This is a genomic window from Bradyrhizobium tropiciagri, from assembly GCF_001189845.1.
Taxonomy (GTDB): domain Bacteria; phylum Pseudomonadota; class Alphaproteobacteria; order Rhizobiales; family Xanthobacteraceae; genus Bradyrhizobium; species Bradyrhizobium tropiciagri.
The window spans coordinates 1-17,060 of the sequence record NZ_LFLZ01000012.1 but is presented as its reverse complement, the minus strand read 5'-3'; the positions used below and the strand labels follow the sequence as shown (position 1 = coordinate 17,060).

Genomic DNA, 17,060 nt, shown 5'->3' with positions numbered 1-17,060 from the left:
CGCGCCCTACTCCCTGATCAGCTTCAGCCACTCGTCTTCGGTCAGTACCTGGACGCCGTGCTTCTGCGCTTCGGCAAGCTTCGAGCCGGCGCCCGGCCCCGCGACGACATAGTCGGTCTTCTTCGACACCGAACCCGCAGCTTTGGCCCCCAACCGCTCGGCGGTCGCCTTGGCCTCGTCGCGCGTCATCTTCTCGAGCGAACCGGTGAACACCACGGTCTTGCCGGCCACCACCGAATTGCTCTTCGGCTTCTCGGCGTCGACGATCTCATCGAGCTCGGTGGTCAGCCGCTCGACGATGCCGCGATTATGGCTCTCGCCGAAATAGTCCGCGATGCTCTTGATCACGGTGTCGCCGATCTGGTCGAGCGCATCCATCTCGGCGATCGCATCCTCGTCGCCCTTGGCGACCTTCAGGCAGGCCTCGTGGAATGCGTCCCACGAGCCGTAGCCGCGCGCCAGCGCCAGCGCCGTGGTCTCGCCGACATGGCGCATGCCGAGCGCATAGATGAAGCGCTCCAACCCGATCCTGCGGCGGCTGTCGATCGCGGCGAACAGATTGCGCACCGAGGTTTCACCGTAGCCCTCGATGTCCTCGAGCTTCAGCTTCGCGTTGCGCTTCGGCAGCGTGAAGATGTCGGCGGGCTCCTTGACCCAGCCCTCGTCGAAGAAATATTGCAGCTGCTTCACGCCGAGGCCGTCGATGTCGAACGCCCGTCGCGACACGAACAGGATCAGGTGCTCGATCTTCTGGAACGGACAGGCGAACTCGCCGCTGCAGCGCAGCCGCGAGCCCTCCTCGCCGGTCGCGGTCTCCTCGCGCACCACGTCGGTGTGCAGCGGGCACGGGCATTTCTTCGGGAAATGGAATTCCTTGGCGCCCTTCGGCCGCTTGTCGATCACGACGTCGACGACCTGCGGAATCACATCACCGGCGCGCTGGATCACCACGGTGTCGCCGATCCTGATGTCGCGCCCCTCGCGCAACACCTCGCCCTTGTTGCCGATACCCTTGATGTAGTCCTCGTTGTGCAGCGTGACGTTCTGCACGATCACGCCGCCGACCCCGACCGGCTCGAGCTTGCCGACCGGCGTGAACGAGCCGGTGCGCCCGACCTGAATCTCGATATCGCGCAGCACGGTCATGGCGCGCTCGGCCGGGAATTTGTGCGCGATCGCCCAGCGTGGCGTGCGCGACACGAAGCCGAGCCGCTCCTGCCAGTCGATGCGGTCGACCTTGTAGACGACACCGTCGATATCGTAGTCGAGCTCGGCGCGCTGCTCCTCGATCTTGCGATGGAAGGCGATCAGCTCCTCGACCGAGTCGCACAGTTTGGTCAGCGGATTGGTCTTGAAGCCACAGCGCTCGAACCAGTGGATCATGCCGGTCTGGGTGTCCTCCGGCATCGCGCTCATCTCGCCCCAGGCATAGGCAAAGAAGCCGAGCGGCCGCGAGGCGGTGATGCCGGGATCCTTCTGCCGCAGCGAGCCCGCGGCCGAATTGCGCGGATTGGCGAAGATGGTGTCGCCCGCGGCCTTCTGTCGCTCGTTTAGCGCCAGGAACGCCCTCTTGGTCATGTAGACCTCGCCGCGCACCTCGCAGATCTCGGGCACGTTGCGGCCCTTCAGCTTCTGCGGCACATCTTCCAGCGTGCGGATGTTCGCGGTGACGTCCTCGCCCTCGGCGCCGTCGCCGCGTGTCGCTGCGGTGACGAGCTCACCGCCCTCGTAGCGCAGCGACATCGAGAGCCCGTCGATCTTCGGCTCGGCCGAGAAATCGATCTTGTCATCAGGCAATTTCAGGAAGCGCGTGATGCGTCCGACGAAATCGACCACGTCGGCTTCCGCAAACGCATTGTCGAGCGACAGCATCGGAACGGAGTGGCGGACCTTTTTGAAGCGCCCCGACGGCGCGGCGCCGACCTTCTGCGACGGCGATTCCGCGGTGACGAATTCAGGGAAGCGCTTCTCGATCCCATTGTAACGCTGCCTCAGCGCATCGTACTCGGCATCGGTGACGCTGGGCGCATCGTCCTGATAGTAGCGCTTGTCGTGGCCTTCGAGCTCGAGCGCAAGCCGCATCAACTCGACTTTGGCCTGGGCCTTGGTGAGCTTATCGACGTCGACCAGCGCTTTCTTCGCCTTGATGGCCATCGGCGAACTAACTCGCCGCCCGCAGCAGCCGTTCCGCGGCGGCCCTCGCCTCGGCGGTGATCTCGGCGCCGGCCAGCATGCGGGCGATCTCCTCGCGGCGATGGTCGGCGGCGAGCGCGTTGACGCGGGTGGCGACCCGCTTGCCCTTATCGAGCGCGTCCTTGGAGATCAGGAGATGCTGGCTGGCGCGGGCCGCAACCTGCGGCGCATGGGTCACCGCCATCACCTGCACCTTGCCGGCAAGACGCGCCAGCCGCGAGCCGATGGCGTCCGCGACCGCGCCGCCGACGCCGGTGTCGATTTCGTCGAACACCAAAGTCGGCGCCGAACCGCGATCGGCCAGCACGACCTTCAGCGCCAGCAGGAAGCGCGACAGCTCGCCGCCGGAGGCGACCTTCATCATCGGCCCCGGCTTGGTGCCCGGGTTGGTCTGCACCCAGAATTCGACACGGTCGATACCCTCTGGCCCCGGCGCGGCGGCATTGGCCTCGACCTGGGTCATGAATTTCGCGCGCTCGAGCTTGAGCGGCGCGAGTTCGGCATTGACCGCCTTGTTGAGCTTCTCGGCCGCCTTGGTGCGCGCCGCCGACAGTTTTGCAGCCGCAGCCGCATAACGTTGGTCGGCTTCGGCGGCGGCCGCTTCCAGCTTCTTGAGCTGGTCGGCGCCGGCATCGATCAGCGCGACGTCGCCGGCGTATTGCGTCGCCAGCGCGGCCAGCAAATCCACCGGCGTCGAATATTTGCGCGAAGCGGCGCGCAGCGCGAACAACCGCTCCTCGATCCGCTCGAGCTCGGCCGGATCGAAATCGGTCGCCGCCAGTGCGGCGTGAAGATGCTGGTCGGCCTCCTCCAGCGCATTGATCGCAATATCGATTGCCTTGACTGCGGGTTCGATCAGCGCAGGCGCATAGGCAGCGCGCCGCTCCAGCCGCCGCACCGCGGCCGACAGCGCCGACACTGGCGAATGCGAGCCGCCGATCGCCTCCTGCGCCTCGCGCAGATCGGTCGCGACCTTCTCGCCCTGCATCATGGTGGTGCGACGGTTGGCGAGCTCGGTCTCCTCGCCCTCCTTCGGCGCCAGCGCCTTCAATTCCTGCGAGGCATGGCGCAGATAGTCGGCCTCGCGCGCGGCGCGCTCCATGCCGGCGCGATGCTCGTCGAGCGCGGTGCCGGCGGTCCGCCTGATATCCCACAGCGCCTCCAGCGCCGCGACGTCCTTCTCGTGACCGGCGAAGGCGTCGAGCAGCTGGCGGTGGGTGGAGGCGTCGACCAGCGCGCGCTCGTCATGCTGGCCATGGATTTCGACCAGGACGGCACCGACCGCCTTCAGGGTCTGCACGCTGATCGCCTGATCGTTGATGAAGGCACGGGTGCGGCCGTCGGCGAGCTGCACGCGGCGCAGGATCATCTCACCGGTGTCGTCGAGGCCGTTCTCGGCAAGGATCCTAGCCGCCGGATGCCCCTTCGGAACATCGAACATCGCGGTGACCTGCCCCTGCTCGGCGCCGTGGCGCACGAGTCCGGCATCGCCGCGGCCGCCGAGCGCCAGCGCAAAGGCATCGAGCAGGATCGATTTGCCGGCGCCGGTTTCGCCGGTCAGCACCGCCAGGCCACGGGAAAATTCGATATCAAGCCGTTCGATCAGGACGATGTCACGGATCGACAGACGGGCCAGCATGCGAGGACAATTCCTAGCCGAGACCTATCTTCTTGAAGGTCCTGCTGATCCAGGATCCCTGATTCTCGCTCGGCTCGAGACCGCCGGACTTTACTAGATTATACGCGTCCTTGTACCAGCGGCTGTCCGGAAAATTGTGGCCGAGCACTGCGGCTGCGGTCTGCGCCTCGCCGACGATGCCGATCGCCATATAGGCCTCGGTGAGCCGGTAGAGCGCCTCTTCGACGTGGCGGGTGGTCTGGTACTGCGTGACCACGGTCTTGAAGCGGTTGATCGCGGCGGTGAAGTCGCGCTTCTCGATGTAGTAGCGCCCGACCGCCATTTCCTTGCCGGCGAGCTGGTCGCGCGCCGCCTGGATCTTGTTCTTGGCCTGGGTGGCGTATTCCGAGGTCGGATATTTGCGCACCACCTCTTCGAGAGCGGCGATCGCCTTCTCGGTGCGGCCCTGGTCGCGCGAGATGTCCGGGATCTGATCGAAATGCGATGCTGCGATCAGGTACTGGGCGTAGGCAGCGTCCGGGCTGCCGGGATGCAGCGTCACGTAGCGGGTCGCAGAGCCGATGCAGCTGTCGTAGTCGCCGGCCTGGTAATACGAATAGGCCGACATCAGGAGCGACTTGCGCGCCCAGTCCGAATAGGGGTGCTGACGGTCGACTTCCTCGAACTTCTTCGAGGCGGCCTTCAGGTCCTTCTTCTCGTTCATCATGTACAAGCCCTCATTGTAGAGCTTGTCCGCGGGCTCATCGACGAACGTATCGTCCTTGGACATGAACTTGTCCCACAGCGCGCCGGTGCCGCAGCCTGAGAGCGGCAGTGCCAGCACGATCAGGCCCGCTGCAAAACGCAGCGTGCGCGCGGCCTTGGTCAGGCCGGAGACGTCAGAAGGGGAGCGTGGTTCGAGCGCCATACGCATTGCCGACATGAATTGTAAAACCTGACGCCTTTGATGCGGTTAACGGCGACCCCACTCCACCCATGAACCGCGGTCATGGATGCAATATCTCTCGTGCCGTTGGCGCCGTATCAAGCAACCGCGGGCCTGTTTAACCGAAAAATGACCGTCGACCAACCGAATAGGGAGCCAATCCGCCGGGAATAAGGCGACCCGGCGAAGCGCACAGCCTGCTGTGGTTATTACGGAAATTGGGACCTAGCCGCCTGCGGCGATCAGGACACGTCCGGACCGTAGGCCGGGGCGACGAGGCCGCCCACGGTGCCTGCACCGGCTTCGACATGGCCGCGGACCGGCCGCCGGGCCGTCTCCGATTCGACCACGCGCCAGGCGCTACGGTCGGCCAGCAGCGCCTTCAGCACCGCATTGTTGAGCTTGTGACCGCCCCGGACCGAACGGTAGCTGCCGAGCAACGGCAGGCCGGCCAGCGCGAGATCGCCGATCACGTCGAGCACCTTGTGGCGGGCGCACTCGTTGGCATAGCGCAGCCCCTCGACGTTGAGCAGGCGGGCTTCGTCGAACACCACGGTGTTGTCGAACGAGGCGCCGAGCGCGAAGCCTGCGCCCCACAGCCGCGCCACGTCATTCATGCAGCCGAAGGTCCGGGCCCGCGCGACGTCGCGGCGGAAGCCTTCCGGCGACAGATCGAAGGTGTAGGTCTGGCGGCCGATCACCTTGTTGGCGAAGTCGATCTCGACCTCGGCGCGGAACCCGCCGGCGAACGGACGCAGCTCGCCCATCGCATCGCCGATCTTGACCTGCACCGGCTTCAGCACCTGGATGAAACGGCGGACGGCGGGCTGGGTCACAATGCCGGCCTGGTCGATGGCCGCGACGAACGCCGCAGCGCTGCCGTCCATGATCGGCACTTCCGATCCGTCGATTTCGATCGTGGCGTTGTCGACGCCCATGCCGCGCAGCGCGGCGAGAACATGCTCCGCGGTCGAAACCAGCGGTCCTTCGCGGTCACCCAGCACCGTCGCGAACTCGGTTGCGATCACGGCGTCGGCGGTGGCGGTGACTTCGCGGTCAGCACCATCGAGACCGGTGCGGACAAAAATAAAACCCGCATCAACAGGTGCAGGTCCCAGCGTGAGACTGACAGGAAGACCGGAATGAACGCCTACGCCAGTCACGGTGGCTTGCGACCGAAGCGTTGTTTGACGGCTGAACTTCATTCGATAATGCCCACTACCCGACTTCGCTCAATTCAAGTGGCCAAACTTCCCCAAGGCCGACTCGCTTGAGCTCCCCAAGTCACGGCAGACCATAGTGATTTCCTAAACCGCGCCAACTCACGCTTCTTTACCGATTGTTACCCCATCTCCGCCGCATTCACGCCCAAGGTTAACCAAATTGCGGCAGCGAAAACGGCCCTCGGCGAGTGGCCATCTGACCACCGAAAGAATAATTAATCATTTAAAATCAGTTGCTTGTTCACCGAGCACAACTGCATGCCCGTCTAAGGCAGAAGGCCCCGGCGGTTCCCCGCCGAGGCCTTCTTCATCGCCAAGGTTGTAACAAACTTCAGTTTGCCTGCCGGCGCAGGAAGGCCGGGATATCAAGATGGTCGTCGCCCTGTGGCGCCGGAGCAACAGGGGCCTGACGGCCATGGGCGTCCAATCCCTGCGGGGCCGGGCGCTTTGCATATTCCGATACCGGCTGCTCGTTCGCCGAGATCTGCTGGGCGACGCTGCGAGCCGGCTTGCGCTCAGGCAGCGGAGGCATCGTCGGCATCGCAGGGCCCGAGGCGCGGGCCGCGATCGGCGGCTCGGTCTCTTCGTCGCGGCGACCGAGGCCGACATTGGCCAGCCGCTGCAGCAGCGACAGCCGGGTCTTCTGCGGGTGTTCCGCTTCACCATCCCCGCTGGCCTGACGAATCTCGGCCTGCGCCGGCATCGGCAGATCCTCGAACTTCGGCATCCGCGGGGCACGGACTGGCGACCGCTCCGCCGCCTGCGGGATGAAGGTCTCGGGCGGCATCGGCTCGTGCTGCTCGGCCCGGGCCGCTTCGTGATCCGGGAACAGCGTGGGCTTCTGGGCGATCGGCCGCACCGTGACGTCTCCGTAAGAGGCCGGCTGCATCGGCGCCTGGGCGGCCGATGCGCTGTCCGGGGCAACCGCGGCGGCGATCGCCGCGAGTGCTGCGCGCTCGACCGCCGGACGCTGCTGGGGCGCCGCGGCCTGAGCCGCGATCGGAGCAACCGTCACGCCGGTCGGCGGCTCCAGCTTCTGGGCGCGCTCGGCCATGCGCTGATTGTCGGCACGCAGGCGGGCGGTCAGGTCGGCCAGCCGGCTCTCGGGCGAGCCGCCCTGTTGCTGCGCGGGAGCCTGGGCACGGGAGGCGATCGCGGCCTGCTCGATGCCGGTCGCGACCACGGAGACGCGAATGATGCCGTCGAGCGATTCGTCGAAGGTGGCGCCGACGATGATGTTGGCGTCGGCATCGACCTCTTCGCGGATGCGGGTTGCGGCTTCGTCGACCTCGAACAAAGTGAGATCCTTGCCGCCCGTGATCGAGATCAACAGGCCGCGGGCGCCCTTCATCGAGCTATCGTCGATCAGCGGGTTGGCGATCGCGGCTTCCGCGGCGGTCAGCGCGCGCTTCTCGCCGGTTGCCTCGCCGGTGCCCATCATCGCCTTGCCCATCTCACGCATCACGGCGCGGACGTCGGCGAAGTCGAGGTTGATCAGGCCTTCCTTGACCATCAGGTCGGTGATGCAAGCGACGCCCGAATACAGCACCTGGTCGGCCATCGCGAACGCGTCGGCGAAGGTGGTCTTCTCGTTGGCGACCCGGAACAGGTTCTGGTTCGGAATGATCAGCAGGGTGTCGACCACCTTGTGGAGCTCGGAAATACCGTGCTCGGCGGTGCGCATCCGGCGCTGACCTTCGAAGTGGAACGGCTTCGTCACCACGCCGACGGTGAGGATCCCCATCTCGCGGGCAGCCTTGGCGATCACGGGCGCAGCGCCCGTGCCGGTGCCGCCGCCCATGCCGGCGGTGACGAACACCATGTTGGCGCCGGTGAGATGATCGCGAAGCTCGTCCATGACTTCCTGCGCGGCCGCGGCACCGACATCGGGCTGCGAACCGGCGCCGAGGCCCTGGGTGACCTGGGTGCCCATCTGGATGATGCGCTGCGCCTTCGACATCGTCAGCGCCTGCGCGTCGGTGTTGGCGACGACGAAGTCGACGCCCTGCAACCCGGCGGTGATCATGTTGTTGACGGCATTACCACCCGCGCCGCCGACGCCGAAGACGGTGATCCGCGGTTTCAGCTCGCTGATGTCAGGGGGTGTCAGATTGAGTGCCATGGTTGCCTCTCTCGATTATGCGCGCGTTGGTTCGTCCCGGCCGCTGGCCGCAGGAGCTGGTGAAAATGCAATGAGCCGGGGTGCGGTCATCAGAAGCCCTCGCGAAGCCATCGTCCGACCTTTCCGAAGTAACCGTCTGTCCCTGTCCTGAGTTGCCGCGTGCGCCGCGGTTCGACATGTTCAAGATGTGCGTATTGCGGATAGACCAGGAGGCCCGTCGGCACCGAGAACGAGGCGCCCTTCGCCTCGTTCGGCAGCCGGCCGAAGCCGAGCGGGCGGCCGATGCGGACCTGGCGGTTCAGGATGCGGGTGGCGAGCTCGACGGTCCCGGTCAGCTGCGACGCGCCGCCGCTGAGCACGACACGAGCCCTCGGCTCTGCCGCAAAGGGGGAATCCGCGAGCCGGTCACGGACCATTTCAAAAATCTCCTCGGCGCGATGCCGGACAATGTTCGCAATCGTGGCGCGAGATACGATTTGCGGGGTCTCCCGATCATCGCCTGCAGTGGGAACGGACATCAGCTCGCGCGAGTCCGAACCGCCGGTCAGCACCGTGCCGTATAAAGTCTTGATTCGCTCGGCATCCGCAATGCACGCGCCGATGCCGCGCGCAAGATCCATCGTGATGTGTTGCCCGCCGAGCGCAAATCCCGACGCGTGCACGAGGCGGCCGCCGGAATAGGTCGCGATCGTCGTCGATCCCGCGCCCATCTCGACGACGGCGGCGCCGAGGTCGGCTTCGTCATCAGTCAAGACCGACAGGCCCGCGACATAGGGGCTCGATGCCATGGCTTCGACGTTGAGATGGCAGCGCTCGACCACCAGCATCAGGTTCTTGGCGACCGTCGCGTCCGACGTCACCACGTTCATGTCGACACCGAACTGGCGCGCCACCATGCCCCTGGGATCGCGGATACCCTTGACCCCATCGAGCGCGTAGCCGACCGGCAGCGCGTGCAGCACGGTGCGGCCGGCGCCGGCGGCGTGACGCATGCCGGCCGAGGTGACGCGGCTGATATCGTCAGGGGTCACCGAGCCGCCGCGGATATCGGCCGCGGCTTCGACCAGCTGGCCGTGCTGCCTGCCGCCGGAGACCGACAGCAGGACGGACTCGACACGGACCTTGGCCATGCGCTCGGCCAGCGCCACGGCATGGCGCACCGCCTTCTCGCATTCGGCGAGATCGACGACGGAGCCGGCCTTGACGCCGCGCGACTGGATCTGGCTGTAGCCGATCAATTCGACCGCATGGGTGCGGCCGCGCAGCGCCTCGTTCGGCGGCGACGGCTTGAGCCGCGCGATCATGCAGGCGATCTTGCTGGAGCCGACGTCGAGCGAAGCTACCATGCGGTGCGCTTCTGCATCGGGCGGGTCTTCGGGGTCAGATTGCGATCGAGGCCGGTCATGCGGAGTCACCCGGCTTCTTCTTGGACTTCTTGTCCTTGAACAGATCGTCACGCGCCTTGCCGGCTTCCTCCGACAATTGCACGATCAGCCGATCGGGCAGCCGCATGTCGACGGCGACAATGTCGCGCGAGAACAGCTTCTCGTCCTTGTCGAGCCTGGAGAGCGCGGCCAGCGCATTGCCGACATCGTTCTCCGGCAGGCGGACGTCGAGGCCGTCCTTGAGGCGCAGGTTCCAGCGCCGCTCGCCGACAAAGATCGCGGCCTTGGTCACCGAACGCACCTGCGGATAACGGTCAAGCAGCGCCAGGAAGTCCTGGGCGCGGGTGTCAGCCCCCTTGCCTACCACCAGCGGCAGATTGAGGAAGCGGCGCGTGACGTAAGGCTCGAGCACCGCGCCGTCGGAGGCGATCACCGACAGGCGGCCGTTCTGCTGCCACAATGCGAAGGCGGTGCGCTCGACGATGTCGATCTGCAGCCGGCCGGGATAGAGCTTGAGGATCGTGGCATCCGCGATCCAGGGATTGGCCTTCAGCTTGGCACGCACGGTATCGGCGTCGAGGAACAACAGCGAGGAGCGGCCATTGACGCCGCCGATCGCGAGCACCTCGTCCTGGCTCAGCTGCTTGCGGCCGTTGATGCCGACGGTGGTGATGCGGAAGCCCGCTGAATTGGCCAGTGCGTTGCGGGTGTCGCTCAGCGCGGTGGTGAACTCCTCGACATGGCCGCCCCGAACGATGCCGAAGCCCAGGCTGCCGAACAGGATCGCGAGCGTCGCGACCAGCCCGATACGGCGCGGCAGATAGCGCTCGACCATCTGGATGTAGCGATTCGGCGGCTCGCGATCGATCACCTGCGGCCGCTTGGCGGGACGCCGTCTGCGGCGAGCGAGATGGGCGCCGATATACTCGCGCAGCAGCACCGCCGCTCCAATAGCGGCTGCTCTCAGGTCAGCTTGAGGCCCCAGCGATCGCACCGATCGAGTGAGGCGTCCTGCACCATCCATTGCACGAGCTCGTCACATGTTGTGCCCGCAAACCCCGCGGGTCCCGGCACAAATTACGTCTCGGCTAGACCGGTGGGATTAGAGTGGCCCCCTGTTCCCTGGTTGCGATCCTCGAAGCGGTAATCCGCGACAGCTCACGCCCCGGCAGCCAAGCGCTACATGCGCCGCCAGCGTTAACCTTCGGGCTTCCTGGTAAACAAACGGTAAATGAGTTCAGCCTGGAGTGTATTTTGATCAACGCTTTGAGTACTTTGCCGCGAACCCGTTAGCATTTTAGCAACAGCGCCGGGTTCCATCCGGCCGAGTCGGGCGGGTTCCCTACCCAGATGGCCTTAACGCCTGGCGCGGCGGCGGCTGAGCTCGATCTGGTCGCTCAGGAAGTCGGCAAAGGCGATCCCCTGTGCTTTCAAGGCCTTAGGGTACAGTGACGCCGCAGTGAGCCCGGGCAGCGTGTTGGTTTCGAGGTAGACCGGGCCATTGGCCGACACGATGAAATCGCTGCGCGAGTAACCGGTGCAGGACAGCACGCGGTGTGCCCGCAATGCATGGTCCATGATCGCGGCACTGACCTCGGGCGCGAAACGGCCGGGACAGATCTCCTGCGTCGATTTCAGGAGGTACTTGGCCGTGTAGTCGAAGCCCCCCTCCGCCGGCACGATCTCGATCGGCGGCAGCGCGAACACGCTGCCGTCGGATTGCTCGAGCACGCCGCAGGTCGCCTCGACGCCTGAGACGAACGGCTCGATCAGATAGTCTTCGTGCTTGGCCGCGTTGCGGACGGCGACGAGGTCCTGCTGCGCGTTGACGAAGATCAGCCCGTAGCTCGATCCGTCCTTGGCGGGCTTTGCGATCAGTTTGCCGTATTTCGCGAATGCCTCATCGATCTGTTCGACGCTGATACCCTGCGGCGCGTTGATGCCTGCGATCGCGGCGAAGCGCTTGGCCGACGGCTTGTCGAACGCCAGATGCGACGACGCCGAGCCGGAGCCGGTGAACGCGACGCGGCGCATTTCGCACATCGCCTGCAATTCGCCATTCTCGGCGCGGCCGCCGTGCAGACCGAGCACCAGCACGCGCTGCTCGGCGCTTGCCTTGTCGAGCGCCTGGTCGAGCGCGATGCCGGGACTATCAGGCTTGAAGTCGACCTCGAACGGCCGCGCGTGACCGAGCAGCTGTTCGGACGTCACCGCATGCACAGTGTCGTCGACGTCCCAGAACCAGAGCTCCGCGTCGGGCAGCGCGCGGTGCAGCGCCTGCGCGCTCGCAACTGAAACCAGCCGCTCCTTGTTGGTGCCGCCGAACAGAATGGTCACCTGCATCAGCTGTTCCCGATCCGCTTGATTTCCCAGTGCAGCTCAATTCCGCTGGTCTGCCTGACCCGTTCACGCACGGTCTCACCGAGGCTCTCGATGTCGTGCCCGGTGGCGTTGCCGGTGTTGATCAGGAAATTGCAGTGCATCTCCGACACCTGCGCGCCGCCGACCTTGAGGCCGCGGCAGCCTGCGGCGTCGATCAGCTTCCAGGCGCTGTTGCCGGGCGGATTCTTGAAGGTCGAGCCGCCGGTCTTTTCGCGGATCGGCTGCGCGGTCTCGCGATGAGTCTGCACCTCGTTCATGCGGGCGCGGATCGCATCCGCATCGGTGATCCTGCCGCGGAAGCGCGCCGAGGTGAAGACAACAGACGGATCGACGCCGCTGTTGCGATAGACGAACTTCATGTCGGCATTGCCGAACGTGTGCTTGGTGCCGTCGCGGCCGATGCCGGTCGCCTCCACCAGCACATCCTTGGTCTCGCCGCCATTGGCGCCGGCATTCATGCGCAGTGCACCGCCGACCGTACCGGGAATGCCGAAGAAGAATTCCATGCCGCCGATGTTTGCCGCCGCTGCCGTCTCCGCAACGCGCTTGTCGAGCGCGGCGGCGCCGGCGGTGACGACATCACCGTCCGCACCGGTCTCGCCGAACGCACGCGGCGCCAGCCGGATCACGACGCCGGGCATGCCGCCGTCGCGCACGATCAGATTGGAGCCGACGCCGACGACATAGACCGGCAGCTCGTGCGGCAGACGCTTCAGGAAGTAAGCGAGATCGTCTTCATCGGCTGGCGTGAACAGCACCTGCGCCGGGCCGCCGACACGAAACCAGGTCAGCTCCGCCAGCGACTGGTTGGCCAGCAGCCGCCCGCGCAGCTCCGGCATCGCGGCTTTCAGGTCCGGCGTGATATCGGGGAAGGTCATGATGCGGCAATCGATGCAGGAGCTGGATTGAGAGCGTGCCGCACTGCGCTTTGCGCCAGCGCCCGGGGCTTACCCCTCTCCCCAGCCCTCCCCCGCAAGGGGGGAGGGAGCCCGACCAGCGTGCTCACCTCACCCGATGCCACAGCCTCGCTCCGACTCTTAGCGCGAGTCAGGGACGCAGGGGCGAATGGGTTCCCTCCCCCTTGCGGGGGAGGGTTAGGGAGAGGGGTGAGCCGCACGGGCGGTGTTCGTGATCAGCAACGAACATGCGATCACCCCAGCGCCTTCAATTCGGCGGGCAGTGCGTAGGCCCATTGCGTGATGTTGCCGGCGCCAAGGCAGACGACGAGGTCGCCGGACTTGGCGAGGCCGTGCACGATTGTCGCGAGCTCGCTCGCATTCGGCAGCGGCACCACGTTGCGATGACCGTGGGCGCGCAGGCCGGCGGCGAAATGATCGCGGTCGATGCCTGGGATCGGCGCCTCGCCGGCCGGATAGACCTCGGCGACCACGACCGCATCGGCGTCGTTGAAGCAGGTGCAGAATTCCTCGAACAACGACTGCAAGCGGGTGTAGCGATGCGGCTGCACCACGGCGACGATCTTGCCGTTGGTGGATTCCCGCGCCGCCTTCAGCACGGCCGCGATCTCGACCGGATGATGGCCGTAGTCGTCGATCACGGTGATGCCATTCGTCTCGCCGGTCTTGGTGAAGCGCCGCTTGACGCCACCGAAGCCGGCCATCGCCTGGCGGATAACGTCGTCGGACACGCCGAGCTGATGCGCGACCGCAATGGCCGCCGTCGCATTGGATGCGTTGTGGCGCCCCGGCATCGGCAGCATGATGTCGGCGATCTCGTGCGTCGCGCCCGACTTGCGATCGCGGATCGCGACCTTGAATTTCGAGCCGCCGCCCATCGGCGTCAGATCCAGCAGCTGCGCATCGGCCTGCGGATTCTGCCCGTAGGTGATGATGCGGCGATCCTCGATCTTGCCGACGAGGCTTTGCACGACAGGGTGATCTGTGCACATCACGGCAAAGCCGTAGAACGGAACGTTCTCGACAAAGTTGCGGAATGCGTCCTGGATCGCTTCGAAGGTCTTGAAGTGATCGAGATGCTCGGGATCGATGTTGGTGACGATGACGACATCTGACGGTAGCTTCAGGAAAGTGCCGTCGCTCTCGTCGGCCTCGACCACCATCCAGTCGCCAGCCCCGAGCCGCGCGTTGGAACCATAGGCATTGATGATGCCGCCATTGATCACGGTCGGGTCGAGCCCACCGGCATCGAACAATGTCGCCACCATCGTGGTCGTGGTGGTCTTGCCATGGGTGCCGGCGATCGCGACGCAGCTCTTCAGCCGCATTAATTCCGCCAGCATCTCGGCGCGCCGCACCACCGGAATGCGCCGCGCGCGCGCCGCCATCAGCTCGGGATTGTCGCGCTTGATCGCAGTCGAGACCACGACGACGTCGGCGCCGTCGACATTCTCGGCGGCGTGACCGACCGAGATTTTCGCGCCCTTCTTGCGCAGCCGATCGAGATTGTAATTATCCGACGCGTCGAGCCTTGCACGGTGTAACCGAGATTGATCAGCACCTCGGCGATGCCGCTCATGCCGATGCCGCCGATCCCGACGAAGTGAATGGGTCCGATCTCGCGCGGCAGTCTCATGTTGCTAACACCTTCATCGTGTCCGGCTCACCCGGCAATCCTCCGACTTATGAAAGACTGATATGGCCGGGACAAGCCCGGCCACGGCTTCCCACGGCCGAAAATTTCTCGAAAGCGGCCTAAATTCCTGCCACTTTCGCCACCAGATCGGCGAGCCGCTCGGCGGCATCGAGCCGGCCGACCCTGCGCGCGGCCTCGGCCATCGCGGTCAATTTCGCGGGCTCCGCGGCGAAGGCCGAGATTTCGGCCGCGAGCCAATCGGGCGTGAAGTCGCTCTGCCTGACGCGGAGCGCACCGCCCGCCTCCGACAGCACGCCGGCATTGGCATATTGGTCCTGATCGATCGCTCCCGGCAGCGGCACCAGGATCGAGGGCCGGCCGATCGCGGCGAGCTCGGCGACGGTGCCGGCGCCGGAGCGCGAGATCACGAGCTGGCTCGAGGCCAGCCGCGCCGGCAGGTCGGCGAAGAACGGCGCGAGCTCGGCGTTGATCTTGAGCCGGTCGTAGACCGCGCGGACCCGATCCATGTCCTCTTCGCGCACCTGCTGGGTGATGATCAGGCGGCTCCACAGCGCGGGTTCGAGCTGCTCGATCGCCGGCGGCACGATGTCGCTCATCACCCGCGCGCCCTGGCTGCCGCCGACGACGAGCAGGCGCAGCGGTCCGTTGACCTCGGGCGCCGTGTATTTCACCGCGGCCGCCGCGAGGATCGCCGGGCGCATCGGCGTGCCGACGGTGGTGGCCTTGCCGGCGAGCGCGGGATCGCGATCGAGCACGCCGGGCAGCGAGGTCGCGATCGCGTTGACGCGGCCGGAGAGGAAACGGTTGGCGCGGCCGAGCACCGCATTGGCATCGTGAATGATCCCGGGAACGCCGAGCATCCGCGCCGCCACGAGCGGCGGCAAGGTCGGGTAGCCGCCGAAGCCGACCACGGCCGCAGGCTTCAGCCGGCGCACCACATTGGCGGCGACCAGTGTGCCGTAGCCGAGCATCAGCACGGTCCGCGCCAGCGAGATCGGGTTGCGGCTGCGCACGGTCGCGCTCGGCACGAGCTCGATGCTCTCTTTGCCGAACAGGCCGGAGTAGCGCAGCGCGCGGCCGTCGGTCGCAAGCCGCACCCGCAGGCCACGCCGGATCAATTCCACGGCGAGTGCTTCGGCCGGGAACAGATGGCCGCCGGTGCCGCCGGCCGCCAGCAGAATCAGGGGCGGGTTGTCCATGTTCGCCTTTTACATCGTCATTGCGAGCGAAGCGAAGCAATCCATAGCGCCGCAAAGCGGATGAATGGATTGCTTCCGCCTTCGCCAGGGCTTCGGCGGACAAGTCGTCGCTTCGCTCCTCGCAATGACAACAAGGGTCACCTACGCGTAGGCGCGCTGCGCGCTGGCGCCTTCCATCGATTCGATCTCGGTCCGCGGCCGCTGCCGGGTCAGCGCCAGCATCATGCCGACGCCATAGGCGAGCGAGACGAACGAGGAACCACCATAGGAGATGAACGGCAGCGTCATGCCCTTGGCCGGGATCAGTTGCAGATTGACCGCCATGTTGATGGTCGCCTGCACGCCGAACAGGATCGCAAGCCCAGATGCCGCAAAGCGCGAGAACATGTCCTCGGTGGCATAGGCGCGGGTCAGCGTGCGGATCACGATGAAGCCGAACAGCGCGACCAGCATCAGGCAGAGGATGATGCCGAATTCCTCCGCCGCCACCGCGAAGACGAAGTCAGTGTGGCTGTCCGGCAGGCTGCGCTTGGCGATGCCCTCGCCCGGACCAAGCCCGAACCAACCGCCGTTCCAGAATGCCTCCATCGCGGTGTCGACCTGGAAGGTGTCGCCGGAGGCGGGATTCATGAAGCGCTTGATGCGGCCGGCGACATGCGGCACCAGCAGATAGGCGCCGAACAGGCCCGCGCCGGCTGCGCCGGCGAGCCCGAACACCCAGATCATCCGCATGCCCGCGATGAAGAACAGCGCGCCCCATACGGTAAGGATCAGCATGGTCTGACCGAAGTCGGGCTCCATCACCAGGAGCGTAACCAGCATCATCAAGAGTACCAGCGCCATCGAGGTCGCCGGCATCTCCGGCCGTTTGGTCGATTCCGCAAACAGCCAGGCCGCTACGATGACGAAGGCGGGCTTGGCGGCCTCCGAGGCCTGGATGTTCACACCGAGCAGCGTGATCCAGCGCCGCGAGCCCTTGACCTCGGGCCCGATCAGCAGCGTCAGCACGATCAGCGCGATCGACACCGCGAACACGATCAGCGCGGTGCGCCGGATCTGCCGCGGCGTCATGAACGACACCCCGATCAGCACGATCAGCGACGGCACCAGGAACATGACGTGGCGGTTGAAGAAATGGAACGGATCGAGCCCGATCCGGGTCGCGACCGGCGGGCTCGCCGCCAACGACAGAATGACGCCCGCCAGCATCAACGCGGCGATCGCGACAAGCAGCAGCTTGTCGACGGTCCACCACCAGTCCGAGAACGGGGTGCGTTGGTCACGGGCGAGCATGGGCGTCCCCAGATGGCAGAGATAACGTCCATTCGTGGCGCAGGATGGTTTCCAAGGGGTTAACGGGATGGGTAACTTTTGAGGGAGGTGCTGGCGGGCGCCCAACAACAACTGTCGTCCTGGCG

Annotated in this window: 10 protein-coding genes and 3 pseudogenes; all 13 read right to left on the bottom strand. The window is 65.8% G+C overall.

All coding sequences use genetic code 11. The features are described 5' to 3' along the window. Positions 1–6: 6 nt before the first annotated feature. The 13 genes and pseudogenes from ligA to ftsW all read right to left on the bottom strand — a co-directional run bounded on the left by ligA (position 7) and on the right by ftsW (position 16,935). On the bottom strand, positions 7–2,154 hold the full coding sequence (ligA, locus tag AKN84_RS12420) for an NAD-dependent DNA ligase LigA (protein ID WP_050421003.1): 2,148 nt from the start codon (positions 2,152–2,154) through the stop codon (positions 7–9). A 7-nt stretch (positions 2,155–2,161) separates the two neighbouring features. Next, positions 2,162–3,832, bottom strand: coding sequence for a DNA repair protein RecN (recN, locus tag AKN84_RS12415; protein WP_050421002.1), 1,671 nt, complete (start codon positions 3,830–3,832; stop codon positions 2,162–2,164). Positions 3,833–3,845: 13 nt separating this feature from the next. Beyond that, a complete protein-coding gene (locus AKN84_RS12410; protein ID WP_050421001.1) occupies positions 3,846–4,754 on the bottom strand; it encodes an outer membrane protein assembly factor BamD in 909 nt (302 codons plus the stop codon). 245 nt (positions 4,755–4,999) lie between these two features. After that, on the bottom strand, positions 5,000–5,962 hold the full coding sequence (lpxC, locus tag AKN84_RS12405; protein WP_050421000.1) for a UDP-3-O-acyl-N-acetylglucosamine deacetylase: 963 nt from the start codon (positions 5,960–5,962) through the stop codon (positions 5,000–5,002). A gap of 349 nt (positions 5,963–6,311) precedes the next feature. After that, positions 6,312–8,102 carry a cell division protein FtsZ gene (ftsZ, locus tag AKN84_RS12400; protein ID WP_050420999.1) on the bottom strand — a complete coding sequence of 597 codons (1,791 nt, stop codon included), beginning with the start codon at positions 8,100–8,102 and terminating at the stop codon, positions 6,312–6,314. An 89-nt stretch (positions 8,103–8,191) separates the two neighbouring features. Continuing rightward, positions 8,192–9,507: pseudogene (gene ftsA, locus AKN84_RS12395) on the bottom strand (cell division protein FtsA). Next, positions 9,504–10,511, bottom strand: a complete 1,008-nt coding sequence (locus AKN84_RS12390; RefSeq protein WP_050420998.1) for a cell division protein FtsQ/DivIB — start codon at positions 10,509–10,511, stop codon at positions 9,504–9,506. Before AKN84_RS12390 ends, ftsA begins: the two are co-directional and overlap by 4 nt. Next, positions 10,451–10,718: pseudogene (locus AKN84_RS48910) on the bottom strand (hypothetical protein); the annotation flags it as partial. The gene AKN84_RS12390 and the pseudogene AKN84_RS48910, both read right to left, overlap by 61 nt. A 125-nt stretch (positions 10,719–10,843) precedes the next feature. Continuing rightward, a complete protein-coding gene (locus tag AKN84_RS12385) occupies positions 10,844–11,830 on the bottom strand; it encodes a D-alanine--D-alanine ligase family protein (RefSeq protein WP_050420997.1) in 987 nt (328 codons plus the stop codon). Next, positions 11,830–12,747 carry a UDP-N-acetylmuramate dehydrogenase gene (gene murB, locus AKN84_RS12380; RefSeq protein ID WP_050420996.1) on the bottom strand — a complete coding sequence of 306 codons (918 nt, stop codon included), beginning with the start codon at positions 12,745–12,747 and terminating at the stop codon, positions 11,830–11,832. The genes AKN84_RS12385 and murB overlap by 1 nt, the downstream gene beginning before the upstream one ends. Positions 12,748–13,019: 272 nt before the next feature. Beyond that, a pseudogene (gene murC / locus AKN84_RS12375) lies at positions 13,020–14,422 on the bottom strand (UDP-N-acetylmuramate--L-alanine ligase). Between the two features lie 119 nt (positions 14,423–14,541). Next, the gene (murG, locus tag AKN84_RS12370) at positions 14,542–15,642 is read right to left on the bottom strand and encodes an undecaprenyldiphospho-muramoylpentapeptide beta-N-acetylglucosaminyltransferase (protein ID WP_050420995.1); all 1,101 of its coding nucleotides are present in this window, start codon (positions 15,640–15,642) and stop codon (positions 14,542–14,544) included. A 141-nt stretch (positions 15,643–15,783) separates the two neighbouring features. Then, a complete protein-coding gene (gene ftsW, locus AKN84_RS12365) occupies positions 15,784–16,935 on the bottom strand; it encodes a putative lipid II flippase FtsW (RefSeq protein WP_050420994.1) in 1,152 nt (383 codons plus the stop codon). Positions 16,936–17,060 lie beyond the last annotated feature (125 nt).

Coding starts and splice junctions, on each gene's coding strand:
- AKN84_RS12390 (WP_050420998.1), bottom strand. CDS start 10,511: ATGGATGGTGCAGGACGCCTCACTCGATCGGTGCGATCGCTGGGGCCT.
- ftsW (WP_050420994.1), bottom strand. CDS start 16,935: ATGCTCGCCCGTGACCAACGCACCCCGTTCTCGGACTGGTGGTGGACC.
- recN (WP_050421002.1), bottom strand. CDS start 3,832: ATGCTGGCCCGTCTGTCGATCCGTGACATCGTCCTGATCGAACGGCTT.
- ftsZ (WP_050420999.1), bottom strand. CDS start 8,102: ATGGCACTCAATCTGACACCCCCTGACATCAGCGAGCTGAAACCGCGG.
- ligA (WP_050421003.1), bottom strand. CDS start 2,154: ATGGCCATCAAGGCGAAGAAAGCGCTGGTCGACGTCGATAAGCTCACC.
- lpxC (WP_050421000.1), bottom strand. CDS start 5,962: ATGAAGTTCAGCCGTCAAACAACGCTTCGGTCGCAAGCCACCGTGACT.
- murG (WP_050420995.1), bottom strand. CDS start 15,642: ATGGACAACCCGCCCCTGATTCTGCTGGCGGCCGGCGGCACCGGCGGC.
- murB (WP_050420996.1), bottom strand. CDS start 12,747: ATGACCTTCCCCGATATCACGCCGGACCTGAAAGCCGCGATGCCGGAG.
- AKN84_RS12410 (WP_050421001.1), bottom strand. CDS start 4,754: ATGTCGGCAATGCGTATGGCGCTCGAACCACGCTCCCCTTCTGACGTC.
- AKN84_RS12385 (WP_050420997.1), bottom strand. CDS start 11,830: ATGCAGGTGACCATTCTGTTCGGCGGCACCAACAAGGAGCGGCTGGTT.